Source organism: Janibacter terrae NBRC 107853, from assembly GCF_001591405.1.
GTDB lineage: Bacteria > Actinomycetota > Actinomycetes > Actinomycetales > Dermatophilaceae > Janibacter > Janibacter terrae.
Genome location: NZ_BCUV01000002.1, coordinates 184,418 through 209,161, shown reverse-complemented (window position 1 = coordinate 209,161; position 24,744 = coordinate 184,418). Strand labels below are relative to the sequence as shown.

The following is a 24,744-nucleotide window of genomic DNA, read 5'->3' as shown; positions in this document are numbered from 1 at the left end:
GGCCATCGTCACCGACGGTACCCAATGGGCGGGCTGCGGGCCGTGGCTCGTTGGCATCGTCACCCGGGGATGACAAGGTGGCCTCGAGGGATCGACACCGAGCGAGGGAGAAGCATGGCGGAGCTGGGACGCATGGCCGGGCGTGCCGCCGTCGGCGCAGCCGGCGCGGCCATGGCGAGCGTGACGCTGGCGGGCCTGGGCTACGGGCTCATCCAGGCCGAGGCCAAGCTCACCCGCCGGATCGTGGGACAGCCCTTCGAGGGAGCGCCCGACGACGACGGCCTCTACGGCGCCGCCCCGGGCGACCCGGTGCGCCTGCTGATCCTCGGGGACTCGACCGCGGCCGGCATGGGCGCCGACAACCGGTACCAGACGATCGGCGCGATCCTCGCGAGCGGTCTGGCAGCGATCATGGGCCGCCCCGTGGAGCTGACCAACGAGGCGGTCGTGGGCGCCGAGTCCTCCGACCTGAACGTCCAGCTGTCCAAGGCCCTGGCGCGGATCGACAACCCGGACGTCGCCGTGATCCTCGTGGGCGCCAACGACGTGACCCACCGCATCGACCGCTCGGTCTCCGTGGAGCACCTCGGCCGCACGGTCCGCTACCTGCGCACCCTCGACGTGCCCGTGGTCGTCGCGACCTGCCCCGACCTCGGCACCGTGGAGCCGATCCCCTTCCCGCTCAACAAGCTGCTGCGGCAGTGGAGCCGCGAGCTCGCCGCCGCGCAGACCGTGGCCGCGGTCGAGGCCGGGGCCCGCACGGTGTCGCTGGGTGACCTGCTCGGCCCGGAGTTCGAGGCCAGCCCCGCGGTGATGTTCAGCGTGGACCGCTTCCACCCCTCGGCCGCCGGCTACGCCCGGGTCGCCTCGGCGCTGCTGCCCTCCGTCGCGGCCGAGCTGCGGGCCTGGCCCGAGGGCGCCGAGCACGACTCCGAGCCCGAGGCCCGACTGGGCGAGGGCATCGGCGCGCTGGACGACGCCGCCGAGCGCGCGGCGTCCACCCCGGGCACCGAGGTCGGACCGGCCCACCTCAGCGGCAAGCGCGCCGGCCCCCGGGGCCCCTGGGCCATGCTCCGTCGCCGGGGCGTGCACGAGGTCACCGACCTCTGAGGCCGCCCGGCGATGCGGCTGGGCCTCGCGCACCGCTGGGGCCGGTGGTGGGTCACGTCGTGCACCATCACCCCCGGCGGTAGTGCACGACGTGACCCACCGCGGGCGAAGGGGAGGCCCCCCGGCTGCATTCCCCTAGGGCAATGCAGCTTCTCGCGGCCTCGTCAGGACCAGGAGAGGCGCAGGTCGGCGAGGCGCCGCGCGAGGTGAGGGGGGCCCCCTTCGCCCGTTGTGCAGGCGTCGAAGACGACGACCCGCATCTGGTCCATGACCACGGCCGGACCCAGGTCGGGCAGACGCTCCCCCGCGAGCTCCTCGAGGAGGTCGTGCACCCCCGCAACCGCGTCGGCCGCGCGGTCCAGTGGCAGCTGCTGCCACCTGCGGACCGCGCGGCCGACCTCGGTCGCGATGTCGTCCGGGATCAATCCGAGCGGAGCCGGGCCAGCAGGCGCAGCAGCTCGAGGTAGAGCCAGACGAGGGTGACGAGGAGACCGATGGCCAGGTGCCACGCGTAGCTCGCCGGGGCGCCCGTGCGGATCGCGGTCTCGATGGAGTCGAAGTCGAGCGCCAGCGTCACGGCCGCGAGGCCGGTGCCGAAGACCGAGATGGCGATGCCGAGCATGCCGGTGCCACCGAAGCCGAAGGGCGAGCCGTCGAAGAAGAGCATGTAGCCCAGGTTGATCATCGAGAAGATGAAGTACCCGAGGATCGCCATGCTGACGATGGCGCGGAACTTCTGCGTGACCTTGATGACGCCCGTCTTGTACAGGGTGAGCATCGCGGCGAAGACGCAGACCGTCGCGAGGATCGCCTGGGTGACGATCGACTCGAAGACATTGGTCCCCACCGGGTCGTAGATCTGGTGGTAGATGCCGCTGATCGGGCCGACGAAGGCGCCCTCCAGGGCGGCGTAGGCGACCGCGAGCGGCGCACCGACCGGCTTGCGCCGGAACATCATGAACAGGCTCATGCCGATGGTGCCGACGAGGCCGACCATCATCATGATGCCGCCGACGCCGGGCGCCACCGAGGTGAGCGTCCAGCCGATCGCCGCCACGGCGAGCATGACGCCGAAGAGCGCACCGGTACGGATCATGACGTCGTCGAGCGTCAGGGACCGGCCACCGCCGCCACCCCCGCCGAAGCCGCCGACGGGACCGGGCTGGCCGTAGCCGGGCTGGGGCTGGCCGTAGCCCTGCTGCGGGAAGCCGGGCTGCTGGTAACCGGGCTGCTGGTATCCGGGCTGCTGGTAACCGGGCTGCTGGTAACCGGGCTGCTGGTAGCCCTGCTGCGGGTACTGGGTGCTCGAGTCACGGAAGCCCGCGTACCCGCGCTGGGCATCCTGCTCGACCCGGCCGAGGATCGGGTTGCTCATGTGTGCTCCTGGTGAGGGGCTGGCGCGACGCGGTCGCCGCTGACTGGTACCAGACTAAGCGCACGACCGCGTCGCGGTGTTCCCGCCCTCCACAGGCGATCCCGGCCTCAGGACAGGCCGTCGAGCGCCTGCTCGAGGTCGGCGAGGATGTCCGCGCAGTCCTCGATGCCGACGGACAGGCGCACCAGGTCGTCCGGCACCTCGAGCATCGAGCCGGCGGTCGACGCGTGCGTCATCGCGCCGGGGTGCTCGATGAGCGACTCGATGCCGCCGAGGGACTCGGCGAGGGTGAAGACCTCGGCCCGCGCGCACAGCTGCTGCGCGGCCTCGCGCCCGCCGGCCATGCGCACCGAGATCATCCCGCCGTACCGGGTCATCTGCCGCGCCGCGACGTCGTGACCCGGGTGCTCGGGCAGGCCCGGGTAGAGGACCGAGGTGATCTCCTTGCGCGCGGACAGCAGGTCCACGACCGCCTCCGCGTTGTCGCAGTGACGGTCCATGCGCACCCCGAGCGTCTTGATGCCACGCATCGTCAGGTACGCGTCGAAGGGGCCGGGCACGCCTCCGGACCCGTTCTGCAGGAAGGCGATGTCGGCATCGATCTGCTCGTCGTCCGTGACGAGCAGGCCACCGACGACGTCGCTGTGTCCGCCGAGGTACTTCGTGCTCGAGTGCAGCACGACGTCGGCGCCGAGGGAGAGCGGCTGCTGCAGGTACGGGCTGGCGAAGGTGTTGTCGACGACCAACCGGGCCCTGGCCGCGTGGGCGACCTCGGCGACCGCCGTGATGTCCCCGATGTTGAGCAGCGGGTTGGTCGGCGTCTCGAGCCACACGAGCTTGGTCGTGGGCCGGATCGCCGCGCGGATCGCGTCGACGTCGCCGACGGGGGCCGGCGTGTGCTCGATCCCCCACTGCGAGAAGACCTTGTCGATGAGCCGGAAGGTGCCGCCGTACGCGTCGTCCGGGATGACGAGGTGGTCCCCGGGGCGAAGGGAGGCCCGCAGGATCGCGTCCGTCGCCGCCATGCCGGAGGCGAAGGCACGACCGTGGGTCCCCCCTTCGATCGACGCCGCGTTGGCCTCGAGCGCCTGACGGGTCGGGTTGCCGGTACGGGCGTACTCGAAGCCGCCCCGCAGGCCGCCCACGCCGTCCTGGGCGAAGGTCGAGCTGGCGTAGATCGGGACGTTGACCGCACCGGTCAGCGGGTCGGGCTCGTAGCCCGCGTGGATCGCTCGCGTGGAGAAGCCCTGGCTGGCGCGGGCGTCCGCCGCGCTCTTGTGCTCACCCATGGTGTCTCAGCCCTTCGCTCGGTGGGACAGGTGGCCCAGCAGGTCCTGCCGGGTGATGACGCCGGCCGGCTTGCCGCCCTCGACGACGAGCAGCGCGTCGGCGTGCTCGAGCGCCTCGGTCGCGGCCGAGACGGGCTCGGCGGCACCGATCTGCGGCAGCTTGGCGCCCATGTGCGCGCTCACCGGGTCGGCGAGCGAGGCGTGCCCCTCGAAGACGGCGGTGAGCAGGTCCCGCTCGGTCACCGCACCCGCGACCTCGCCGATGACGACCGGCGGCTCCGCGCCGACGACGGGCATCTGGGAGACGCCGTACTCGCGCAGGATGTCGATGGCCTCGCGGATCGTCTCGTTGGGGTGCGTGTGCACGAGGTCGGGCAGCTCGCCGGACTTGCCGCGGAGCACCTCACCCACGCTGGCGTCGCTGCCTGCGTCACCCGGCAGGAAGCCGTAGGAGGCCATCCACTCGTCGTCGAAGATCTTGCCGAGGTAGCCGCGGCCGCCGTCGGGCAGCAGGACGACGATTGTGGCGTCGGGGCCGGCGGTCTCGGCGACGCGCAGCGCCGCGACGACGGCCATGCCGCTCGACCCACCGACGAGCAGGCCCTCCTCGCGCGCGAGGCGCCGCGTCATCGCGAAGGCCTCCTGGTCGTCCACCGCGATGACCTCGTCGGGCACGGACGGGTCGTAGGCACCGGGCCACATGTCCTCGCCGACGCCCTCGACGAGGTACGGCCGGCCGGTGCCGCCGGAGTAGACCGAGCCCTCGGGGTCGGCGCCGATGATCTTGACCCGGCCGCCGGACACCTCCTTGAGGTAGCGCCCGGTGCCGGTGATCGTGCCGCCGGTGCCGATGCCCGCGACGAGGTGGGTGATCTCCCCGTCGGTCTGCTCCCAGATCTCCGGGCCGGTGCTCTCGTAGTGCGCCTGCGGCCCGTTGAGGTTGAAGAACTGGTTGGGCTTCCACGCCCCCTCGATCTCGGCGGTCAGCCGGTCACTCACCGAGTAGTAGCTGTCCGGGTGGTCCGGCGCGACGGAGGTCGGCACGATCTGCACCTCCGCGCCGTAGGCCCGCAGCACGTCGATCTTGTCCTTGCCGACCTTGTCGGGGCAGACGAAGATGCAGCGGTAGCCGCGCTCCTGCGCGACGAGCGCCAGCCCGACGCCGGTGTTGCCGGAGGTCGGCTCGACGATGGTTCCACCGGGCTTCAGCTCGCCGGAGGCCTCGGCCGCGTCGATGAGCTTGCGGGCGATGCGGTCCTTGATGCTGCCGCCGGGGTTGAGGTACTCGACCTTGGCCGCGACGAGGGGGGAGCCCTCGGGGACGACGGAGCTGAGCCTGACGAGCGGGGTGTTGCCGATCAGGTCGGAGATGTGGCTGGCGATCTGCATGACAAGCATCGTGGCACGGATCACCACGGCCCACGAAGGGGGTCGCAGCGCGACGGTCGCGTAAGGGTAGCCTTAGTTTTATGACGACCCCCGCAGCACGTCCGCCCCGGCCCCAGCGCGTGCTGACGGTCGAGTCCGCAGAGCCGCTCGGGCCGCACCTCGTGCGGCTCGTCCTCGAGGGCGAGTCGCTGGCGGACTTCGGCGCGCGGGAGTCGACCGACGCGTACGTCAAGCTGCTCTTCGTGCCGGACGAGCTCGGGCTGGAGCCCCCCTTCGACCTCGCCGCGATCCGCGAGAGCGCGCCCGCGCACCTGCAGCCGGTGACCCGCACCTACACCGTCCGTGCGATCGACCGCGAGGCGCGACGGTTGACGCTGGACGTCGTGACGCACGGCGACGTCGGGTACGCCGGAGCCTGGGCCCAGCGGGCGAAGGGGGGTGACGTCGCCGTCGTCATGGGGCCGGGCGGCGGCTACGCCCCCGACCCGCAGGTCGGCTGGCACCTTTTCGCGGGTGACCTGTCCGCGCTGCCGGCGATCGCCGCCTCGCTGGAGGCGCTCCCCGCGTCCGCGCGGGGCGTCGCGCTCGTCGAGGTGGAGCTGGCGGAGGACGTGCTCGAGCTGGCCGCACCCGAGGGCGTGCGCGTCGAGTGGCTCGTCAACCCCGACCCCACGGACATCGGTTTCCTCGCCCGCGCGGTCGACGCGGCGCCGTGGCCCGAGCAGGTCGACGCGGGCACCGTGCAGGTCTTCGCGCACGGCGAGCGCGAGTCGATCAAGGCCGTGCGCCGGGTCCTCAAGGAGCGGGGCGTGCCCCGCGAGGCGCTGTCGATCTCGGGCTACTGGGCGCGCGGTCGGACCGAGGACGCCTTCCAGGCGGAGAAGCGCACACCGGTCGGCCGGATCGAGGTCTGACGACCCGTCGTCGTCCGCGCGTACCCCCGGCGGGACTCGAACCCGCACCGTGCACCATTTTAAGTGGCGTGCCTCTGCCAGTTGGGCTACGGGGGCGTGGCCGTCAGACTAGCCAGCCTGGTCGACGCCCTCCGCGGCGACGGCGCCGATCGACATCGCGATGCCGTCGAGGATGTCGTGCTCGGAGGCGGTGACGACGATGTCGGGGCCGTTGGCGCCGAGCGCCCGCTCCAGGATCTCCCACCAGATGAGCGCGCCGGCGCCGATGACGTCGACCCGGCCGGGGTGCATGTAGGGCTGCGCAGCCCGCTCGGCGCGGGTACTGAGGATGAGCCGCTCGCAGGACTCCATCATCTGTGCGACCGGCACCCGGGCGAGGTGGATCGCCGTGGGGTCGTACGAGCCCAGGCCGAGGGCCTGGGCGGTCACGGTCGTCACCGACCCGGCGAGCCCGACCACGGTCTGGATGCCGCCGAGCCCGACCTCGGCCTCGGCCCGGTCCAGCGCCTCGGCGATGTCGAAGCGCGCGGCGTCGATGACCTCCTGCGTGGGTGGGTCGGTGCGGTGGTGCCGCTCGGTGAGTCGCACGCAGCCGATGTCGAGGGAGGTGCCGGCCACGACCTCGTGGGTGCCGCGGACGATCTCGGTCGAGCCGCCGCCGATGTCGACGACGAGGTACGGCCCCTCGAAGCCCGCGTCGAGCAGCCCGCCAGTGGCCCCCGCGAAGCTCAGCTGGGCCTCCTCGTCCCCCGAGATGACCTCAGGGGTGACGGCTAGGTCACCGAAGGCCTCCTGCACACCGGCGACGAAGTCCGCGGCGTTGTCGGCGTCGCGCGAGGCCGACGTGGCGACGAAGCGCACGGCCCCCGGGTCGACCGCCAGCTCACGGCACTGTGCCGCGTACTCGGCGGCCACGGCCAGGGTGCGCCGCAGCGCCTCCTCCCCGAGCCGGCCGGTCCTGTCGACCCCTTCGCCCAGGCACACGACCTCGATGCGGCGCAGGACGTCGCTCAGCGTCCCGGTCTCCTCGTCGCGGTCGGCGACGAGCAGCCGGATCGAGTTGGTCCCGCAGTCGATCGCTGCGACTCTCATGCGTCGCTCCCTTCGTCCGGGCCCACGCACGGGCTGGTGTGCCACCACTGCGGCAGCAGGTCGAGCGCCTCGTCCCCCAGGGGGTTGACCCCGGGGCCGGCGGCCAGCGAGTGCGCGACGAGGACGTGCAGGCACTTCACGCGGGTGGGCATGCCCCCCGCGGAGATCCCCTCGACCTCGGGCACGTCGCCGAGCTCGGCCCGCCGACGCAGGTAGTCCTCGTGGGCCGCGCGGTACCGGGCGGCCAGGTCCTCGTCGTCGAGCAGCCGCTGCGACATCTGCGCCATGAGCCCGCTGGACTCGAGCGTCGAGATCGCGCCGGTCAGGCGCGGGCAGGTCGCGTAGTACGTCGTCGGGAAGGGGGTGCCGTCGGGCAGGCGCGGGGCCGTGCGCAGGACCGTCGGGCCGCCGCAGGGGCACCGGTGGGCGACGGCGACGGTCGCCCGCGCCGGGCGGCCGAGCTGCCGGTGGACGGTCTCGAGGTCCTGCGGGTCGACCCGCTCCAGGTCGTTGCCCCGCTCGTCGGTGCTCACCGGCCCGCGGTCGGGTCGTCGGCGGCCTCGACGGAGGAGGCGACCTGCTCGTACCACGGCTGCGTCGCCGGGGCCTGGACGGTGCCCGTCTCGGGGTCGACGTCGGGGGTCTCGCCCGCGGGGTCGATGACCGTGTAGGTCCGCTCCCCCGGCTTGACGAACTTCAACCGCTGGCGGGCCTGGGCCTCGACGTACTCGTCGGTCTCCCACAGGTCGCGCTGTCGCTTGAGGTCCGCGACGTTGGCCTCCTGCGCGGCGACCTGCTCGTGCAGTGCGTCGAGGCGCTGACGCTGGTCGTACCAGGACTTGCCGGTCGGCAGGAGCATGACGGCGAGCAGGACGCCGAGGGAGACGAGCACCACCCAGCGTCGGGTCGTCATGACGGCCCGACGCTCCTGGGCCGCCTTGGCGGCCGTGCCGGAGCGGGTGCGGCTGGGGCGCGTGCCGCGGCCCGCGGGCCGGGTCGTGCGGGGTCGCCGCGTCCCGCCCTGCGCGCTCGTGCGTGCAGGGCGGCGACGCGGGGTCCCGGCCATGTCCTGGATCAGCCCTTGAAGCGCGGGAAGGCGCCGGCGCCGGCGTAGATCGCCGCGTCGTCGAGCTCCTCCTCGATGCGCAGGAGCTGGTTGTACTTCGCCACGCGCTCGGAGCGGGCCGGGGCGCCGGTCTTGATCTGGCCGCAGTTCGTCGCGACGGCCAGGTCGGCGATCGTCACGTCCTCGGTCTCGCCGGAGCGGTGGCTCATCATCGAGGCGAAGCCGCTGCGGGTCGCGAGCGCGACCGCGTCGAGGGCCTCGGTGAGCGAGCCGATCTGGTTGACCTTGACGAGCAGCGCGTTGGCGGCCCGGTCCGCGATGCCACGGGCCAGGCGCTCGGGGTTGGTGACGAAGAGGTCGTCGCCGACGATCTGGACGCGGTCGCCGAGGCGCTCGGTCATCGTCTGCCAGCCTTCCCAGTCCTCCTCGTCGAGCGGGTCCTCGATGGACACGAGCGGGTAGGCGTCGACGAGGTCGGCGTAGTAGTCGACGAGCTCGGAGGAGCTGATCTGCTTGCCCTCGAAGGTGTAGGAGCCGTCCTCGTGCAGCTCGCTGGCCGCGACGTCGAGGGCGAGCGCGATCTCCTTGCCCGGCTCGTAGCCGGCCTTGGTGATGGCGTCGAGGATGAGGTCGAGCGCCTCGCGGTTGCTCTCGAGGTTGGGCGCGAAGCCGCCCTCGTCGCCGAGGCCGGTCGACAGGCCCTTGTCCTTGAGGACGGCCTTGAGCGAGTGGTAGACCTCCGTGCCCCAGCGCAGCGCCTCGCGGAAGGAGGGCGCACCGATGGGCGCGATCATGAACTCCTGGATGTCGACGTTGGAGTCGGCGTGGGAGCCACCGTTGAGGATGTTCATCATCGGGACGGGCAGGATGTGCGCGTTGGGGCCGCCGATGTAGCGGAAGAGCGGCAGGCCCGCGGACTCCGCGGCGGCCTTGGCGACGGCGAGCGAGACGCCGAGGATGGCGTTCGCGCCGATCGAGCTCTTGTTGTCCGTCCCATCGAGGGCGAGCATCTCGGCGTCGACGAGACGCTGCTCGCTGGCCTCGAAGCCGACGAGGCGGGGCATCAGGTCGTCCTCGACCGCGCGGACCGCGTCCTCGACGCCCTTGCCCAGGTAGCGCTTGTCGTCACCGTCGCGGCGCTCGGCGGCCTCGAAGGCCCCGGTGGAGGCACCGCTGGGCACCGCGGCCCGGGCGATGGTGCCGTCGTCGAGGGCGATCTCGACCTCGACGGTCGGGTTGCCGCGCGAATCGAGGATCTCGCGCGCGCCAATTGCTTCGATGCTGGCCACTACCGGCTCCTAGGTGGTGCTCGATGACACGGGTTGGGTGGCTCCGAGCGTAACGGCTGGCCGGCACCGGGGCGCAGACCGACCCGCACCTCGGGCGGGCTCACACCCCTGCGACGGGAGGCCGAAGGGGGGACCGCTGCGCCCCGTCGTCGAAGTTGGCCGGGTCGAGCCACGCGTCGTGCGCCGCCCGGATGGCCGGCCAGTCCTCGACGACCATGGCGAACCACGTGGTGTCGCGGGACCTCCCCTTCGTCACGACGTGGCGGCGGAAGGTGCCCTCGCAGGTGAACCCGAGGCGCTGCGCCGCCCGGCGCGAGGGGGCGTTGAGGGAGTCGCACTTCCACTCCAGGCGCCGGTACCCGAGGTCGAAGACGTGCCGGGCGAGGAGCGAGAAGGCCTCCGTCGCCGCGGTGGTGCGCTGCAGCCGCGGACCGAGGAGGACGTTGCCGATCTCGACGACGCCGTTCGCCTCGTCGATGCGCATCAGGCTGGCCAGGCCGCAGGCGACGCCCTCGCCGTCCCGGACGACGACGTCGACCGTGCCCGGCCCGCAGCGCCGGGCGATGTACGCGTCGAAGGCGGCGGCATCGCCCGGGCGCTCCTCCTTGAGGTAGGTCCACAGGTCGTCGTGGTCCTCCCCCGCGACCTGCTGACGCAACGTGTGGGCGTGCTCGGGCGCGAGCGCCTCGAGCGTGCAGTGGCTCCCGGTGATCGTCGTGACCTGCGGCCACGGCGCCCCGGCCCACCCGTCGACCGGGGGCCCGACCGGCTGCCCGAAGGGGGTCGCGCGCACCTCGTCGCGCGACGCCGGCGGCAGCACGACCTGGCCGATCGGCCCCGGGTTGACCGCGACCTCCCAGCGGAACCCGTCGGGGTCGGCGAAGTAGCCCGTGTACCCGCCCCAGTCGCGGCGCTGCGCCGGCTGCACCTCGGGCGAGCCGGCGGCGCGGGCCAGCTCGAGGATCGCGTCGACCTCCGACTCGCCGGCGACATTGTGCGCCAGGGTGACCGGCGCGATGCCCGGGCCGCCGCGGATCGGGCCGACCTCCCCTTCGAACTCGTCCTCGTCCCACAGCGAGAGCACGAGGTGCTCGCCGACGCGGATCATGAGCACCTCGCCGGGGACGTCGAGAACCGCGCGCCACCCCAGCCCGTCGAGGTAGAAGCGGCGCGTCGCGTCGAGGTCGGCGACGGCCAGGGTGACGAAGCTGATGCGCTGGTCCATGCGCACGACCTTACGGAGCGGGCCGCTCGGACCTCTCCTGCGCCTTGATCGCCTGCCACTGCGCCTCGATCTCCTCGAGGGTCTCGGCGGTCGCGTCGCCGAAGACATGCGGGTTGCGGCGCACGAGCTTGTCGACGAGCGCGGCGGCCGCGTCGTCGACGGTGAAGGGGGCGTCCGGGTGGTCGGCCGCGACCCGGGCGTGGAAGAGCACCTGGAAGAGCAGGTCGCCGAGCTCGTCGACCAGCTCCTCGCGCAGCCGGACGTCGTCGGGGACGGCGATGACGGCCTCGAGCGCCTCGGTCACCTCGTGCGCCTCCTCCAGGACGAAGGGGAGCAGGCTCGCGTGGTCCTGCGCGGCGACCCAGGCGCACCCGCCGGACGAGCGGAGGCGGTCCATGACGGCGACGGCGTCGAGCAGCCGACCGCCCTCGACGTCCCAGGAGCCGACGAGCACCTCGACCTCGGGTGCGTCCTCCAGGCGGGAGACCTCCGCGGCGACGGCATCGCTCAGGCCGGGGTCGCCGTCCGATGAGCCGACCCACAGCACCTGGCTGGACCGGGCGGCGTCGACGAGCAGGCGCGCCCGCTCGTGGGGCGCCTGCGCACCGATGGTCTCGACGGCGACGCCGTCGTCGACGAGCGCGAGCGGCAGGGCGTCGCCCGGGTCGGCGGCGAGGACGGCGTCGGCGGCCTCGAGGGCACGCCACGCGTCCCGGCTGAGCAGGCCGGGCGAGACGCGGGGGCTGGTCGCGAGGAGGACCAGGCGACCGGCCGTCAGGGCGTGCCCGTCGGCAGCTGGGCATCCTGCGCGGCGGGCTCCTGGAGCCAGTCGGGCGACTCGCCGACGGCGGCGGCGTACCGGGGGCTGACGGTCACGTCCTGCTCCTGGACGTGCGCGCTCAGCTCCTTGCGGGCGGCCTCGTCGAGCTGGGAGTTGAGCGAGTTGGCGCGCAGGAAGTCGACGGTCGTGTCCGACGGTGAGGGCAGGACCTGCGCGAGCTGCTGGCGCACGCTCCCGGCCGACGGGACGGGGGTGCCCTGCTCGTCGGCGAACTCGAGGACCGACGGCACCTGCACGAGGAGGGCGACGACCTGGTCCGCGGTGATCTCCTGACCCGGCTGGCCCTGGCTCTGCGCCTCGATGATCGTGCCCAGCTCGCGGGTGGTGCGCTGCACGTCGCCGACGGTGACCACCTCGTCGCCGACCTTGGCCGCGACGGCGTCGCTGCCCGAGCCGTCCACGTCCACCGGGTCGTTGGCGGAGCCGCCGCACGCCGAGAGGGCGAGGGTCGCAGCGGCTGCGAGGGCGATCGCCCGGGCGGGGCGAGCGAGGGGCTGTCGACGGAGCACGGTGTGGGTCCCTTTCGTCCGGTCCTCAGCGCGAGCGCGAGGTGTCTCGGGGCGCCGTCGCCCCGCTGTCCACGATGACATCATCGAGCATGACCTGACGGATGAGGTCAGTGGCCCACGTGAGCACCGCGGTGTCCCGAAGCGGGGCCCCCCCGATGCGCGCGGTCGTGGGCTTGGGGACGAGCACCGTCTGGGTGCCCTCCTTGTAGCTCGACCTGGGGTAGAGGCGGGCCAGCCGCAGCTGCTGGCTCTCGCGGAGCCGGGCCGGGGCGAAGCGCACGTTGGCCCCCTGGGCCACGACATCGGTCAGTCCGGCCGAGCGCACGACGATGCGCAGGCGGGCGACCTCGACGAGGTTGCGCACCGGCTCCGGCGGCTGGCCGTAGCGGTCGGTGAGCTCCTCGAGGATCTCGGTGAGGTCGGCCTCGGTCTCCGCGGACGCGAGCTTCTTGTACGCCTCCAGCCGCAACCGCTCCCCCGGGATGTACTCGTGCGGCAGGTGGGCGTCGACCGGCAGCTCGATCTTGACCTCGGCCGGGGCGGTCTCCCCTTCGCCCTTGAAGTCCGCGACGGCCTCGCCGACCATCCGCACGTACAGGTCGAAACCGACGCCGGCGATGTGGCCGGACTGCTCGCCGCCGAGCAGGTTGCCCGCGCCGCGGATCTCGAGGTCCTTCATCGCCACCTGCATGCCGGAGCCGAGGTCGGTGTTGCTCGCGATCGTCTCGAGGCGGTCGTGGGCCATCTCCGTGAGCGGCTTGTCCGGCGGGTAGAGGAAGTAGGCGTAGGCGCGCTCGCGACCACGCCCGACGCGACCGCGCAGCTGGTGCAGCTGGCTCAGGCCGAAGCGGTCGGCGCGGTCGAGGATCAGCGTGTTGGCGTTGGAGATGTCCAGGCCGGTCTCGACGATCGTCGTGCACACGAGGACGTCGAAGCGCCGCTCCCAGAAGTCGAGGACGACCTGCTCGAGCCGGTGCTCGCCCATCTTGCCGTGGGCGGTCTCGACGCGGGCGTCGGGCACGAGCTCGCGGATGCGGGCCGCGGTCTTGTCGATCGTGCTGACGTTGTTGTGCACGTAGAAGACCTGCCCCTCGCGCATGAGCTCGCGGTGGATCGCGGCGGCGACCTGCTTCTCCTCGTAGCCGCCGACGAAGGTGAGCACCGGGTGGCGCTCCTCCGGGGGCGTGGCGAGGGTCGACATCTCGCGGATGCCGGTGACCGCCATCTCGAGGGTGCGCGGGATCGGTGTGGCCGACATGGCGAGCACGTCGACGTTGGTGCGCATCGCCTTGAGCTGCTCCTTGTGCTCGACGCCGAAGCGCTGCTCCTCGTCGATGATGACCAGGCCGAGGTCCTTGAACTTCACCTCGTTGCCGAGGATCCGGTGAGTGCCGATGACGAGGTCGATCGCACCGGACTCCATGCCCTCGAGCACCTCCTTGGCCTGCTTGTCGGTCTGGAAGCGGCTCAGCGCCCTGACGGTGACGGGGAAGCCGGCGTACCGCTCGGAGAAGGTGTTGAGGTGCTGCTGCACGAGCAGGGTCGTCGGCACGAGGACGGCGACCTGCTTGCCGTCCTGGATCGCCTTGAAGGCCGCCCGGACCGCGATCTCGGTCTTGCCGTAGCCGACGTCGCCGCAGATCAGGCGGTCCATCGGGACCGTCTTCTCCATGTCGTCCTTGACCTCGTCGATGGTGCTGAGCTGGTCGGGCGTCTCGATGTGGGCGAAGGCGTCCTCGAGCTCTCGCTGCCACGGGGTGTCCGGGCCGAAGGCGTGGCCGGGCGTGGCCATGCGCGCGCTGTAGAGACGGATGAGCTCGCCGGCGATCTGGCGCACGTGGCGCTTGGCGCGCGACTTGGTCTTGTGCCAGTCGCTGCCACCCATCTTGTTGAGCGGTGGGGCGTCGCCGCCCACGTACCGGGTCACCTGGTCGAGCTGGTCGGTCGGCACGAAGAGCCGGTCACCGGGGTGCCCCTTGCGGGACGGGGCGTACTCGATGACGAGGTACTCGCGGGTCGCGCCCTGCACGGTCCGCTGGATCATCTCGACGAAGGAGCCGACGCCGTGCTGCTCGTGGACGACGTGGTCCCCGGGACGCAGCTGGAGCGGGTCGACCTGCTTGCGCCGGCGCGAGGGCATCCGGCGCATGTCGCGCGTGCTCGCCCCTGCCCCGCTCGAGCCGAGCAGGTCGGCCTCGGTGAGCACGGCCAGCCGCCGCTCGGGCACGACGAACCCCGTGCCGAGGCTGGCCCGGGTGAGCGCGACGACGCCCGCCGTCAGGGCGACCGGCTCGCCCTCGTCCGCGACGCGGGTCGGGACGCCCGCGTCACCGAGCACCTCGGTGACGCGCTTGACGAGACCCGGGCCGTCGGTGGCGATCAGCACCTGCCAGCCCTCGGCGGTCCACTCGCGCAGCTGGGCGATCGCCGCCTCGGTGTTGCCGCGGAAGTGCGGCGGCTCCTCCGCCGGCACCCGCAGGCCCACGTGGTCGTGGTCGACCCGGTCGTCCAGGTCGGCGGCGATGGCAGCCAGCTCGTCGTCGACGGCGAAGGGGGTGATGCTCCACCACGGCAGTCCGATCTCGAGCGCGTGGTCGCGGGCCTGCCCCAGGGTCCAGTGGGAGGCCGTGCCGAGCACGCCCTCGAGGTCGATCGGGACGGCGTTGCCCGCGGCGGCGTTGGCCCAGCTGGCCTGGAGGAACTCCTCGCTCGTCGAGACGAGGTCGTGGGCGCGGGCGCGCACCCGTTCGGGGTCGAGGACGACGACGCCGGCGCCCTGCGGCAGGACGTCGAGGACCGACTCCATGCCGTCGACGAGCGCGGGCGCGAGCGACTCCATGCCCTCCACGGCGATGCCCTCGGCGACCTTGAGGAGCATGTCGGCGACGCCGGGCAGCTCCCCGGCGAGGGTCGCCGCGCGGCGACGCACGGTGTCGGTCAGCAGGACCTCCCGGCAGGGCGGGGCCCACAGCTCGACCGCCGTGTCGAGGCTGCGCTGGTCGGCGACCTTGAACCACCGGATCTCGTCGACCGTGTCGCCGAAGAACTCGACGCGGACGGGGTGCTCCTCGGTCGGCGGGAAGACGTCGAGGATGCCGCCGCGGACCGCGAACTCACCGCGGCGCTCGACGAGGTCGGTGCGCACGTACGCGGCGCCCGCGAGCGCCTCGGTGACCTCGGTGAGCGCCGCCTCGTCACCGACGCGCAGCCGCACGGGCTCGAGGTCGGCCAGCCCCTTGGCGATCGGCTGCAGGACGGCTCGGACCGAGGCGATGACGTAGCCGGGTCGGCCGTGCCCCTCCCCCTCGTCGGGGTGCGCCAGCCGGCGCAGGACGGCCAGCCGACGGCCGACGGTGTCGCTGCGGGGGCTGAGCCGCTCGTGCGGCAGCGTCTCCCAGCTCGGGAAGGTGACCACCTGCTCGTGGCCGACGAGCTCACCGAGCGCGGTGGCGATGTCGTCGGCCTCGCGCGCGGTCGAGGTGACGACGAGCCGCGGTGCGTGCGAGGCGCGATCGCCACCGATGCAGGCGACCGTGGGCGCCCGCAGACCGGAGGGCGCGACGATGTCGACCAGGTCGCTGGCGTCGCGGTGTCGTGGGATGTCGGCGAGACCGGGCAGGCCGGCGATCGCACTCAGGAGCGGGGCGAGGGAGGAAGTCATGCTGGCCATGATTCTGCCGCACGTGTCTGTAATACTCAGCAAGCACTGGGCTCCGGCGACAGGCCGGGGGCTCGCGCACCAAGGGGCAGGGCACCGGATGACCGACCGCACGCGACGTCTGGGCGGGGTCCTGTGCGGCCTCGCGGGTGCTGCCGCACTGGTGCTCGGCGCCTCGCCGGCAGGTGCGACGACCGCCTCCGCCCCACCGCAGGTCACCGTCGCCGCCGTCCCCGCAGAGGCCCCCTTCTCCCTGCCGGACCAGATCACCGACCGGGCGGACGTCCTCGACGAGGGCGCACTGCAGGACGACCTCGACACCCTCCAGCGCGAGCGCGGCATCCAGCTGTGGGTCGTCTACGTCGACAGCTTCGACGGGCGGACCGGCGAGGAGTGGGTCAGGGCGACCTACGAGGAGTCCGGCTTCGGGACCAACGACGTGCTGCTCGCGGTCGCCGTCCAGGACCGCGCCTACGGCATGTGGGCCCAGGAGGGCGCCGGCGTCACCCCGGACCTGCTGACGCAGGTCCAGACCCGCGACGTCGAGCCGCGGCTGGGCCAGGACGACTGGGACGGCGCCGTGACCGCCGCCGCGCAAGGCCTCGACGAACGCTACGACGACACCAGCGGTAGCAGCGGCGGAGGCATCCTCGGCGGGTTCAACCTCTTCTCCTTCTTCCCCCTCCTGCTGGTCGGGATGGTCCTCCTGCCGGTCATCGGCAAGGTCGTCGGCGCCGTCCGCGGGCGCCGCGACCCCCAGCCCGCGGCCCCGCCGATCGGCCAGGCCGAGCCGGTCCTGCCCTCCGTCCCCACCGACCAGCTGCGCCAGCAGGTCGCGACGGCCCTCGTCGACCTCGACAACGCGATCCGTGCCTCGGGCCAGGAGCTGTCCTTCGCGCAGGCCCAGTTCGGCGAGCAGGCGACCCAGCAGTTCACGGCCGCCCTCGAGGCGGCCCGCGGCAAGGCCGCCGAGGCCTTTCGCATCCAGCAGGAGCTCGACGTCGCCCGCGGCGCGGGCCGCCTCGTCGAGGCCCAGGAACGCGCGCGCCTGGCGCAGGTCCTCGAGCTGACCCGGTCCGCGGACGCCGAGCTCGACGCCCAGGAGGCGGAGTTCGCCAGGCTGCGCGACCTGGAGGCCACCGTCCCGCAGTTCCTCGCCTCGCTGCGGACCCGGATCGCCGAGGTCGAGGCCCGGGTGACGGTCGCGCGGCAGGAGCTCGCGGGGCTGTCCGCGACCCATGCCCGCGACGCGCTCACCACGCTCGTGGCCAACGTCGAGCAGGCGCCCCGCCTCATCGAGTCGGCGCGCGGCTTCGTCACCACGGGCGAGCAGCACCTGCAGGCCGGTGACCGCCCGTCGGCGGTCGCGGCCGCCCGGGCCGCGGAGGACGCCCTCGGCCAGGCGGACAACCGACTCGAGGCGGTCCTGTCCGCGCGCACCGTGCTGGCCGACGCCGCAGCGGCCCTCGACCAGGCCCTGGCCTCGATCTCCTCCGACCTGCTCGACGCCACGCGGCTGCAGGCCAACGACCAGATGACCCTCTCCGCGGTCGCCGAGGCGCAGCGCGCCGTCGAGATGGGCACCCGGGCCCGTGGCGGCGGCGACGTCATCGGCGCCCTGAGCACCCTCGAGCGGGCCGAGCACTACCTCGACACCGCCCTCGAGCGGTACCGCAAGGACGCCGACCGCGCGGGGGCCAGGGCGGAGAAGTTCGACCGACGCTACGAGCACGTGCGCACCCGCATCATCACCCTCGAGCGCGAGCTCGACAGCGTGCGCGGGCGGGTCGACGCCGAGCCGCGCACCCAGCTGCGCGAGGCCTCCCGCCTGCTGTCGCTGGCCCACGGCGAGCGCGAGCGCAACCTCGACCTGGCCGCCGAGCACCTCACCGAGGCCGAGATCCTCGCCGAGCGCGTGGCCGGCAACCTGCACTCCCGGGACGACGACTGGGGCGGCTTCGGCGGGGGCACCCGCCGCGGCAGCAGCGGCATCGACATCGGCTCCCTCGTCCTCGGCGGCATCCTCTCCGGCGGCTTCGGTGGCCGGGGCGGCGGCTGGGGCGGCTCCTCCGGCGGGTTCGGGGGCGGCTTCGGAGGCGGAGGCGGCGGCTTCGGCGGGGGTGGTCGCTTCTGACCGCGGCCAGGACCAGCACGTGAACCGATCACCAGGCACCACGACCGGCGGTCCCACCGCCAGGAGGAACGCACGATGACCAAGAAGCAGACCATCCTCGGCCGCGTCAGCCAGCTGGCCAAGGCCAACATCAACGCCCTCCTCGACCGCGCCGAGGACCCGGAGAAGATGCTCGACCAGCTCGTCCGGGACTACACCAACTCCATCGCCGAGGCGGAAGAGGCCGTGGCCCAGACCATCGCGCACACGCGCATGGCCGAGGGCGACCTCAAGGCCGACCAAGAGGCCGCGACCGAGTGGGGGCGCAAGGCCGCTGCCGCGGCCGCGAAGGCCGACGAGCTCACCGCCGCCGGTGACACCGCCGGCGCCGAGAAGTTCACCAATCTCGCCCGCGTCGCCCTGCAGCGCCAGATCCAGCACGAGGGCGAGGCCAAGGAGGCCGAGCCGGCGATCGCGCAGCAGAACGCGCAGGTCGAGCAGCTCAAGTCCGGTCTCGTGCAGATGAAGACCAAGCTCGAGGACCTGAAGTCCCGCCGCTCGGCCCTCATCGCCCGCGCCCGCTCGGCCGAGGCCCAGTCCCGCGTCCAGGAGGCCATCGGCTCCATCGACGTCATGGACCCGACGAGCGAGCTGGGTCGCTTCGAGGACCGCATCCGCCAGCAGGAGGCGCTCGTCCAGGGCCGTGCGGAGGCGCAGTCGACCTCCCTCGAGGACCAGTTCGCCGAGCTCGAGGACCACAGCCAGGACGCCGAGATCGAGGCGCGCCTGGCCGCCTTGCGCAAGCAGGCCTGAGCATGTGGTGGCTGCTGGGCGGCATCGCCGCCGCCATCGCCGGGCTCGGCGCGGTCATCGCGCGTCGCGGTGGCTCGATGAGCTCGCGCCGGGTAGCCACCCGACGCACCGCGGCAGAGGGTCACGTCATGCACGAAAATCACCGTCTTCGTGCATGACGTGACCCTCTGCAGGGCGCGGAGCAGGTTCTCGTATCGGGGGTCAGACGCGCGGGGCGTGGACGACCTGCTGCGCGTCGGTCAGGCCCTTGTCGATGAGCAGCTCGACCGCGTCGGCCGCGTCGTCGACGAGGAAGGGCAGCTCCTTGCGCTCGGTCGAGCTGAAGTCCTTGAGCACGTAGGCGGCGGCGTCCATGCGACCGGGCGGACGGCCGATGCCCACGCGCACCCGCAGGTAGTCCTTGGTCCCGAAGCTGCTGGAGATCGAGCGCAGGCCGTTGTGCCCCCCTTCGCCGCCGCCGAGCTTGAGCCGCACCTCGCCGAAGGGGATGTCGAGCTCGTCGTGCAGCACGATCGTGCGCTCGGGCGGGACGGAGAAGAAGCTCGCGAGGCCCTTGGTCGGGCCGCCGGAGAGGTTCATGTACGAGCTCGGGATCGCGATGATCGCGCGCGTCCCGGGCATCGGCCCGAGGCGGATCGACTCCGCCGCGGCGCCGGCCTTGTGGCTGCGCAACCTCGCCCCGGCGCGCTCGGCGAGGTGCTCGACCACCATCGCGCCGACGTTGTGCCGGTTGCCCGCGTACTGCGGTCCGGGGTTGCCGAGACCGATCACGAGCCAGGTGTCATCACTCACGGGGCCCCACTCTAGGCAATGCAGCAGGCAGGTCCCGCGCCTGCTGCAGACGGACGAAGGGCGGGACCTCCGTGGTGGAGGTCCCGCCCTTCGAGACGGCCGCGAGCGGCCTCCTCAGGGAACGCCTTCGAGACGGTATACGTGGGGTCACTCCTGCTCGGAGGACTCCTCGCCACCCTCGGAGGACTCGCCCTCGGCGGCCTCGGCGGCCTCGGCGTCGGACTCGTCGTGCTCGATGCCGGCCTCGGCCTCGGCCTCGGCGAGCTCGGCCTCCAGCTCCTCCGCGGAGATCTGCTGGGTGATGTTGACGACGAGCAGCTCCGGGTCGGAGACGAGGGTCGCGCCGGCGGGCATCTCGACCTGGCTCGCCAGGACCTGGGTGCCGACCTCGAGGCCCTCGACGGAGACGGTGAGGCCCTCGGGCAGGTTGGTGACGTCGGCCTCGATCTCGAGGGTCTGGGCGTCGAGCGTCACGACGGTCTCGGGAGCCGCGTCGCCCTCGACGTGGACGGGGACCTCGACGGTGACCTTCTCGCCGCGCTTGACGATGACGAGGTCGACGTGCTCGATGATCGGCTTGATCGGGTCGCGCTGGACGTCCTTGGCCAGGGCCAGCTGGTCGCCCTCACCGTCGACGGCGATGGTGAGCAGGGCGTTGGGGTTCTTCAGCGCCTGGAAGGTGTCGTGGAAGGGCAGCGCGAGGTGGATGGGGGCCTCGCCGTGGCCGTAGAGGACCGCGGGGACCTTCTCGGCGCGGCGCAGCTTGCGGGCCGCGCCCTTGCCGAACTCGGTGCGCTTGTCGGAAACCAGGCGGATCTCGTCGCTGGACATGTGGTGCTCCTTGTCGTGGGGGTGTGCCCGCGAAGGGAGCGGGCGAGTCTCGGGCGGTGGCCTCGACGCGGGACGTGGCGCGGACGAAGGGTGTCGACGCGCAGGCGAACCCACATGGCGGCACCGCGTCGATCACGGATCGCTGCGACCGTGCAGCGTCCCTCGCCGAGGCAACCCCGAGATCCTAGTGGACCCGCGTGGCGTCGGCCAAACCGGCCCCGATCGCCTCGTCCGTGGGCGTCGGGAGGGCGGGGCCCTCCCCTTCGCCCAGCTTGACCATGACGACGCCCGCGAGGACCGCGACGCCGCCGAGCAGCTGGCCCGGGCTCATCGCCTCGCCGACGAGGAGCCAGGCGAAGGTGATCGCGAGGAGGACCTCGCTCAGGCCGACGAAGGAGGCGACCGTGCCGCCGAGGACGCGGGCCGCCGCGATGCCCGTCGCGTAGGCGACGGCCCCGGCGACCAGTGCGAGCTCGAGGACCGCGGCCCACCACGGCAGCGACCAGCCGCCGAGCGTGACGTCGGCCGTGCTGGCCGACCACGGGAGGATACCGAGCGCGGTGGTGGCCACGAGGCTGAGGGCACCGACCGCGAGGCCGCCCCCGGCGAGCGCGATGGGCGGCAGCGAGTGCTCGCTCTCGTGCGCGGCGACGAGGAAGAAGACGACGAGGCCGACGGCGGCGAGCAGGCCCCACAGGACACCCACGACGTCCAGCTCGGCCCCGGACGCCACGTCGAGGACGAGGACGAGCCCGACGATCGCGGCGACGACGCCGGCCGAGGTCAGCCGGCTCGGCCGGTGACCCCGGCGCGCCCACATCCAGCCGACGATGAGCACCGGCGCGAGGTACTCGAGGAGGAGCGCGACGCCGACGGACAGGCTGTCGACCGCCATGAAGTACGCGAACTGGCAGCCCGCCACGGCGAGGAGGCCGTAGGCGAGGACGGGGACGACATTGCGCCGCAGGAGGTGCCAGCGCCCGCGCATCGCGACGGCCGTCGGGCCGGCGAGGAGCAGCGCGGCGCCGACGATGCGCAGCGTGACGACGGCGGCCGGGCTCCACCCGGTGGCCATGAGCGCGGTGCCGAAGGTGCCGGACGAGCCGAAGGCGGCAGCCGAGAAGAGCGCGATGCCCAGCCCGACGACGAAGGGGGTCTGGTGACCCGTGGTGGCGGCCCGCACGGCTGCTCCTGACGTCATGAGTGAAGTAACCTGTTGCTGATGACGCTAGACCTCGACGCCGTCAGGAGTCAACATGACCTTTGCCCATGACACCGACGTGGCTCTGCGCACGGCCGCGGCGCTGGTCAACACGGGGGTCGGCGCCTTCCCCGACGAGCAGGGCGACACCCTGGCCACCCTCGAGGCCCTCCACGAGTTCTACGTCGGGTGGGGCTGGACGGGGCGCTTCGACGGCGACGCGGCCGAGCTCGAGCAGGTGCGCAGGCTGCGGGACCGGCTGCGCGGGGTGTGGGTCCGCGCCGAGGACGAGGCGGCGGCGGTCGAGGCCGTCAACGAGCTGCTGCGCGACGGACGCGCCCTCCCCCAGCTCGTCGACCACGACGACTACGGCTGGCACATCCACGCGACCGACGCGGACGCCCCCTTCGCCCGGCGGGTGCAGGTCGAGGCCGCGATGGCCTTCGTCGACGTCATCCGTGCCGGTGAGCTCTCCCGGCTGCGCGTCTGCGCCGCCGACGACTGCGACGACGTGCTCGTCGACCTCTCCCGCAACCGGTCCCGGCGCTACTGCGACGGCGGCTGCGGCAACCGCCTCGCCGCCGCCGCCTACCGCTCGCGGCAGGGCTGAGCCTCAGGTGAAGAGGCTGGTGACCGACCCGTCCTCGAAGACCTCACGGATGGCGCGGGAGACGAGGGGGGCGATCGACAGGACCGTGAGGCCGTCGAACTTCTGCTCGTCGGAGAGCGGGAGGGTGTCGGTGACGACGATCTCCTCGGCGGCGCAGGCCTGCATGCGCTCGACGGCCGGGCCGGAGAAGATCGCGTGCGTCGCGGCGATGATGACGCCGGCGGCACCGTCGGCCATGAGCGCGTCCGCAGCCTTGGTGATCGTGCCGGCGGTGTCGATCATGTCGTCGACGAGCACGCACCAGCGGCCCTCGACCTCACCGACGACGCGGTTGGCGACGGACTCGTTCGGCCGGTCGATGTCGCGTGTCTTGTGGATGAAGGCCAGCGGGACGCCGCCGAGCTGGCGGGACCACTGCTCGGCGACCTTGATCCGGCCGGCATCCGGGGAGACGACGGCGAGCTCACGGTCGCCGTACTTGTCCTTGACGTAGTCCGCGAGGATCGGCCGGGCCATGAGGTGGTCGACCGGCCCGTCGAAGAAGCCCTGGATCTGGTCGGTGTGCAGGTCGACCGCGATGAGCCGGTCGGCCCCGGCGGTCTTGAAGAGGTCGGCCATGAGGCGGGCCGAGATCGGCTCGCGGCCGCGGTGCTTCTTGTCCTGGCGGGCGTAGCCGTAGAAGGGCTGGACCACGGTGATCCGCTTGGCGCTCGCGCGCTTGAGGGCGTCGACCATGAGCAGCTGCTCCATGATCGCCTCGTTGATCGGCGTCGCGTGGCTCTGCAGGACGAAGGCGTCGCAGCCGCGCACCGACTCCTCGTAGCGCACGTAGATCTCGCCGTTGGCGAACTCGTAGGCGCTCGAGGGCACGAGCTCGGTCCCGAGCTTCTCCGCGACCGCCTCGGCGAGCGCCGGGTGGGTCCGCCCCGTGAAGACCATGAGGTTCTTCTCGGTGGTCTTGTTGATACCGGTCACTTGGTGTCCTCGCTGCTGTCGGGGGTGGCGGACGAAGGGGGCTGGGCTGCGGCGAGCGCGGCGGCCTCGGTCTGGGTGCCGGGCCGCTGCCTGGCGACCCAGCCGTCGACGTTGCGCTGGTGGCCGCGGGCGACGGCGAGCTGGCCGGGGCCGACGGCCTCCGTCACCGCGGAGCCGGCGGCGACGTAGGCACCGTCGGCGATCTCGACGGGCGCGACGAGCACGGCGTCGGAGCCGATGAAGGAGTGGCGCCCGACGACGGTCCGGTGCTTGTGGACACCGTCGTAGTTGGCGAAGATCGTGCCGGCGCCGATGTTGGCGCCCTCCCTGATGTCGGCGTCCCCCGCGTACGTGAGGTGAGGGACCTTTGCCCCCTCGCCGATCTTCGTGTTCTTGGTCTCGACGAAGCCGCCGATCTTCCCCTTCGCCCCGAGCTCGGTCCCCGGACGCAGGTACGAGAAGGGGCCGACCTTGGCACCGTCGCCGATGACCGCGAGCAGGCCCTCGGCGCGCTTGACCTCCGCCCCGTCGCCCACCTCGCAGTCGGTGAGCGTGACGTCCGGCCCGATCGTCGCCTCCGCGCCGATGCTCGTGGCCCCCAGCAACTGGGTGCCGGGGAGCAGGCGGGTGTCCTGGCCGATGGTCACGTCGACGTCGATCCAGGTCGTGTCGGGGTCGATGATCGTCACGCCGGCACGCATGTGGCGCTCGCAGGTGCGGCGGTTGAGCTCCTTGCCGAGCTGGGCGAGCTGGACGCGGTCGTTGACGCCCTCGGTCTGCCACAGGTCGGTGAGGACGTGGGCGGCGACCGTCCCCCCGGCGGCACGCGCCAGCTGGAGGACGTCGGTCAGGTACTTCTCGCCCTGGGCGTTGTCGCTCCTGACGTTGGCCAGCTCGCGGCGCAGCACGGCGGCGTCGAAGGCGTAGATGCCCGAGTTGATCTCGCGGATGCCGCGCTCGGCCTCGGTGGCGTCCTTGAACTCCACGATCCGCTCGACGTGGCCGTCGGCGTCGCGGACGATGCGGCCGTAGGACTTGGCGTCCTCGAGCACCGAGGTGATGACGGTGACCGCGGCGCGCTCCTCGTGGTGCACCCGGGTCAGCTCGCTGATCGTCTCGGCGGACAGCAGCGGGACATCGCCCATCGTCACGACGACGGTGCCGGTGAGGTCGGCCGGGAGGACCTCGAGGCCGCACTCGACGGCTCGGCCGGTGCCCTTGACCTCGTCCTGGTCGGCGGTGCGGCAGGCCAGCCCGCTGCGCTGCGCGTACTCCTCGATGAAGGCGGCGACCCGATCCCGCTGATGGCGGACGACGACCACCGTCTCCGCGGCGCCGGCACCCGCGGCGGCACGCATGGCGTGACCGAGGAGCGGGGCCCCACCCAGGGGGTGGAGGACCTTGGGGAGGGTCGATTTCATCCGGGTGCCCTCGCCCGCGGCGAGGATGATGACTGCGTCGGGACGGACGTCGTTCACGCGGTTGATCTCCGAGGTGTCGGGGGTGCGGCCGGCCGACCGGGCCGCCTCGCCACTGTAGCGGCCGATCGGCGCGCCCCTCGACCCGGCGCCCCCCCGACCGCGACGGACCGGCAGGACCCTGCATTCCCCTAGGGCAATGCAGAGTCTCGACGTCGAGGGGCTGCATTGCCC

The 24,744-nt window shown here is 72.7% G+C and carries 23 protein-coding genes and 1 tRNA gene; 6 read left to right on the top strand and 18 right to left on the bottom strand.

Annotation, left to right across the window (positions count from 1 at the left end; genetic code table 11):
• Positions 1-114: 114 nt before the first annotated feature.
• The gene (locus tag JT1_RS01065) at positions 115-1,110 is read left to right on the top strand and encodes an SGNH/GDSL hydrolase family protein (protein WP_068321650.1); all 996 of its coding nucleotides are present in this window, start codon (positions 115-117) and stop codon (positions 1,108-1,110) included.
• A 164-nt stretch (positions 1,111-1,274) separates the two neighbouring features.
• Here the strand turns inward: JT1_RS01065 and JT1_RS01060 are convergent, their stop codons facing one another.
• From JT1_RS01060 to JT1_RS01045, 4 genes are all read right to left on the bottom strand, one after another.
• Complete coding sequence (locus JT1_RS01060; RefSeq protein WP_068321645.1) at positions 1,275-1,535, bottom strand: hypothetical protein; 261 nt, start codon at positions 1,533-1,535, stop codon at positions 1,275-1,277.
• The gene (locus tag JT1_RS01055) at positions 1,532-2,485 is read right to left on the bottom strand and encodes a Bax inhibitor-1/YccA family protein (protein WP_068321642.1); all 954 of its coding nucleotides are present in this window, start codon (positions 2,483-2,485) and stop codon (positions 1,532-1,534) included. Before JT1_RS01055 ends, JT1_RS01060 begins: the two co-directional genes overlap by 4 nt.
• Before the next feature lie 107 nt (positions 2,486-2,592).
• Positions 2,593-3,774, bottom strand: a complete 1,182-nt coding sequence (locus tag JT1_RS01050; protein ID WP_068321639.1) for a cystathionine gamma-synthase — start codon at positions 3,772-3,774, stop codon at positions 2,593-2,595.
• A gap of 6 nt (positions 3,775-3,780) precedes the next feature.
• Positions 3,781-5,163, bottom strand: coding sequence for a cystathionine beta-synthase (locus JT1_RS01045; RefSeq protein WP_068321636.1), 1,383 nt, complete (start codon positions 5,161-5,163; stop codon positions 3,781-3,783).
• Between the two features lie 80 nt (positions 5,164-5,243).
• On the opposite strand from JT1_RS01045, the gene JT1_RS01040 reads away from it, so the two are divergent.
• Complete coding sequence (locus tag JT1_RS01040; RefSeq protein ID WP_068321633.1) at positions 5,244-6,077, top strand: siderophore-interacting protein; 834 nt, start codon at positions 5,244-5,246, stop codon at positions 6,075-6,077.
• Positions 6,078-6,098: 21 nt separating this feature from the next.
• Here JT1_RS01040 and JT1_RS01035 read toward each other — a convergent pair.
• From JT1_RS01035 to mfd, 9 genes are all read right to left on the bottom strand, one after another.
• A tRNA-Leu gene (locus JT1_RS01035) sits at positions 6,099-6,173 on the bottom strand.
• Positions 6,174-6,185: 12 nt separating this feature from the next.
• Positions 6,186-7,169, bottom strand: coding sequence for a Ppx/GppA phosphatase family protein (locus JT1_RS01030; RefSeq protein ID WP_068321630.1), 984 nt, complete (start codon positions 7,167-7,169; stop codon positions 6,186-6,188).
• A complete protein-coding gene (locus tag JT1_RS01025) occupies positions 7,166-7,702 on the bottom strand; it encodes a DUF501 domain-containing protein (protein WP_068321626.1) in 537 nt (178 codons plus the stop codon). The genes JT1_RS01030 and JT1_RS01025 overlap by 4 nt, the downstream gene beginning before the upstream one ends.
• Entirely contained in the window at positions 7,699-8,235 is a 537-nt protein-coding gene (locus JT1_RS01020; protein WP_068321622.1) for an FtsB family cell division protein, read from the bottom strand. The genes JT1_RS01025 and JT1_RS01020 overlap by 4 nt, the downstream gene beginning before the upstream one ends.
• A gap of 8 nt (positions 8,236-8,243) precedes the next feature.
• The gene (gene eno / locus JT1_RS01015) at positions 8,244-9,524 is read right to left on the bottom strand and encodes a phosphopyruvate hydratase (RefSeq protein WP_068321619.1); all 1,281 of its coding nucleotides are present in this window, start codon (positions 9,522-9,524) and stop codon (positions 8,244-8,246) included.
• Positions 9,525-9,624: 100 nt separating this feature from the next.
• The gene (locus tag JT1_RS18790; RefSeq protein ID WP_082807385.1) at positions 9,625-10,749 is read right to left on the bottom strand and encodes a GNAT family N-acetyltransferase; all 1,125 of its coding nucleotides are present in this window, start codon (positions 10,747-10,749) and stop codon (positions 9,625-9,627) included.
• A gap of 10 nt (positions 10,750-10,759) precedes the next feature.
• Positions 10,760-11,473: a MazG nucleotide pyrophosphohydrolase domain-containing protein gene (locus tag JT1_RS01000; protein ID WP_369407426.1), complete on the bottom strand. Its 714-nt coding sequence runs from the start codon at positions 11,471-11,473 to the stop codon at positions 10,760-10,762.
• A gap of 50 nt (positions 11,474-11,523) precedes the next feature.
• Entirely contained in the window at positions 11,524-12,099 is a 576-nt protein-coding gene (locus JT1_RS18160; protein WP_169701774.1) for a SurA N-terminal domain-containing protein, read from the bottom strand.
• A 25-nt stretch (positions 12,100-12,124) separates the two neighbouring features.
• Positions 12,125-15,760, bottom strand: coding sequence for a transcription-repair coupling factor (gene mfd / locus JT1_RS00995; RefSeq protein WP_068322458.1), 3,636 nt, complete (start codon positions 15,758-15,760; stop codon positions 12,125-12,127).
• Positions 15,761-15,857: 97 nt separating this feature from the next.
• Here mfd and JT1_RS00990 point away from each other — a divergent pair, with 97 nt between their 5' ends.
• The 3 genes from JT1_RS00990 (at position 15,858) to JT1_RS18155 (ending at position 18,841) form a co-directional block, all read left to right on the top strand.
• A complete protein-coding gene (locus tag JT1_RS00990; protein ID WP_068321616.1) occupies positions 15,858-17,891 on the top strand; it encodes a TPM domain-containing protein in 2,034 nt (677 codons plus the stop codon).
• 75 nt (positions 17,892-17,966) lie between these two features.
• Complete coding sequence (locus JT1_RS00985; protein WP_068321613.1) at positions 17,967-18,683, top strand: PspA/IM30 family protein; 717 nt, start codon at positions 17,967-17,969, stop codon at positions 18,681-18,683.
• A 2-nt stretch (positions 18,684-18,685) separates the two neighbouring features.
• Entirely contained in the window at positions 18,686-18,841 is a 156-nt protein-coding gene (locus JT1_RS18155; RefSeq protein WP_169701785.1) for a hypothetical protein, read from the top strand.
• A gap of 43 nt (positions 18,842-18,884) precedes the next feature.
• Here JT1_RS18155 and pth read toward each other — a convergent pair whose 3' ends face one another.
• From pth to JT1_RS00970, 3 genes are all read right to left on the bottom strand, one after another.
• A complete protein-coding gene (gene pth, locus JT1_RS00980; RefSeq protein ID WP_068321610.1) occupies positions 18,885-19,475 on the bottom strand; it encodes an aminoacyl-tRNA hydrolase in 591 nt (196 codons plus the stop codon).
• A 147-nt stretch (positions 19,476-19,622) separates the two neighbouring features.
• Positions 19,623-20,306 (bottom strand): 50S ribosomal protein L25/general stress protein Ctc, encoded by a 684-nt coding sequence (locus tag JT1_RS00975; protein WP_068321605.1) that lies wholly within the window; start codon positions 20,304-20,306, stop codon positions 19,623-19,625.
• 184 nt (positions 20,307-20,490) lie between these two features.
• The gene (locus JT1_RS00970) at positions 20,491-21,507 is read right to left on the bottom strand and encodes an EamA family transporter (RefSeq protein ID WP_068321602.1); all 1,017 of its coding nucleotides are present in this window, start codon (positions 21,505-21,507) and stop codon (positions 20,491-20,493) included.
• 55 nt (positions 21,508-21,562) lie between these two features.
• Between JT1_RS00970 and JT1_RS00965 the strand changes: the two genes are divergently transcribed.
• On the top strand, positions 21,563-22,117 hold the full coding sequence (locus tag JT1_RS00965; RefSeq protein WP_068321599.1) for a CGNR zinc finger domain-containing protein: 555 nt from the start codon (positions 21,563-21,565) through the stop codon (positions 22,115-22,117).
• Positions 22,118-22,120: 3 nt separating this feature from the next.
• Here JT1_RS00965 and JT1_RS00960 read toward each other — a convergent pair whose 3' ends face one another.
• Both JT1_RS00960 and glmU read right to left on the bottom strand, forming a co-directional pair.
• Positions 22,121-23,092 carry a ribose-phosphate diphosphokinase gene (locus JT1_RS00960; RefSeq protein WP_068321596.1) on the bottom strand — a complete coding sequence of 324 codons (972 nt, stop codon included), beginning with the start codon at positions 23,090-23,092 and terminating at the stop codon, positions 22,121-22,123.
• The gene (glmU, locus tag JT1_RS00955) at positions 23,089-24,570 is read right to left on the bottom strand and encodes a bifunctional UDP-N-acetylglucosamine diphosphorylase/glucosamine-1-phosphate N-acetyltransferase GlmU (RefSeq protein ID WP_082807383.1); all 1,482 of its coding nucleotides are present in this window, start codon (positions 24,568-24,570) and stop codon (positions 23,089-23,091) included. The genes JT1_RS00960 and glmU overlap by 4 nt, the downstream gene beginning before the upstream one ends.
• Positions 24,571-24,744 lie beyond the last annotated feature (174 nt).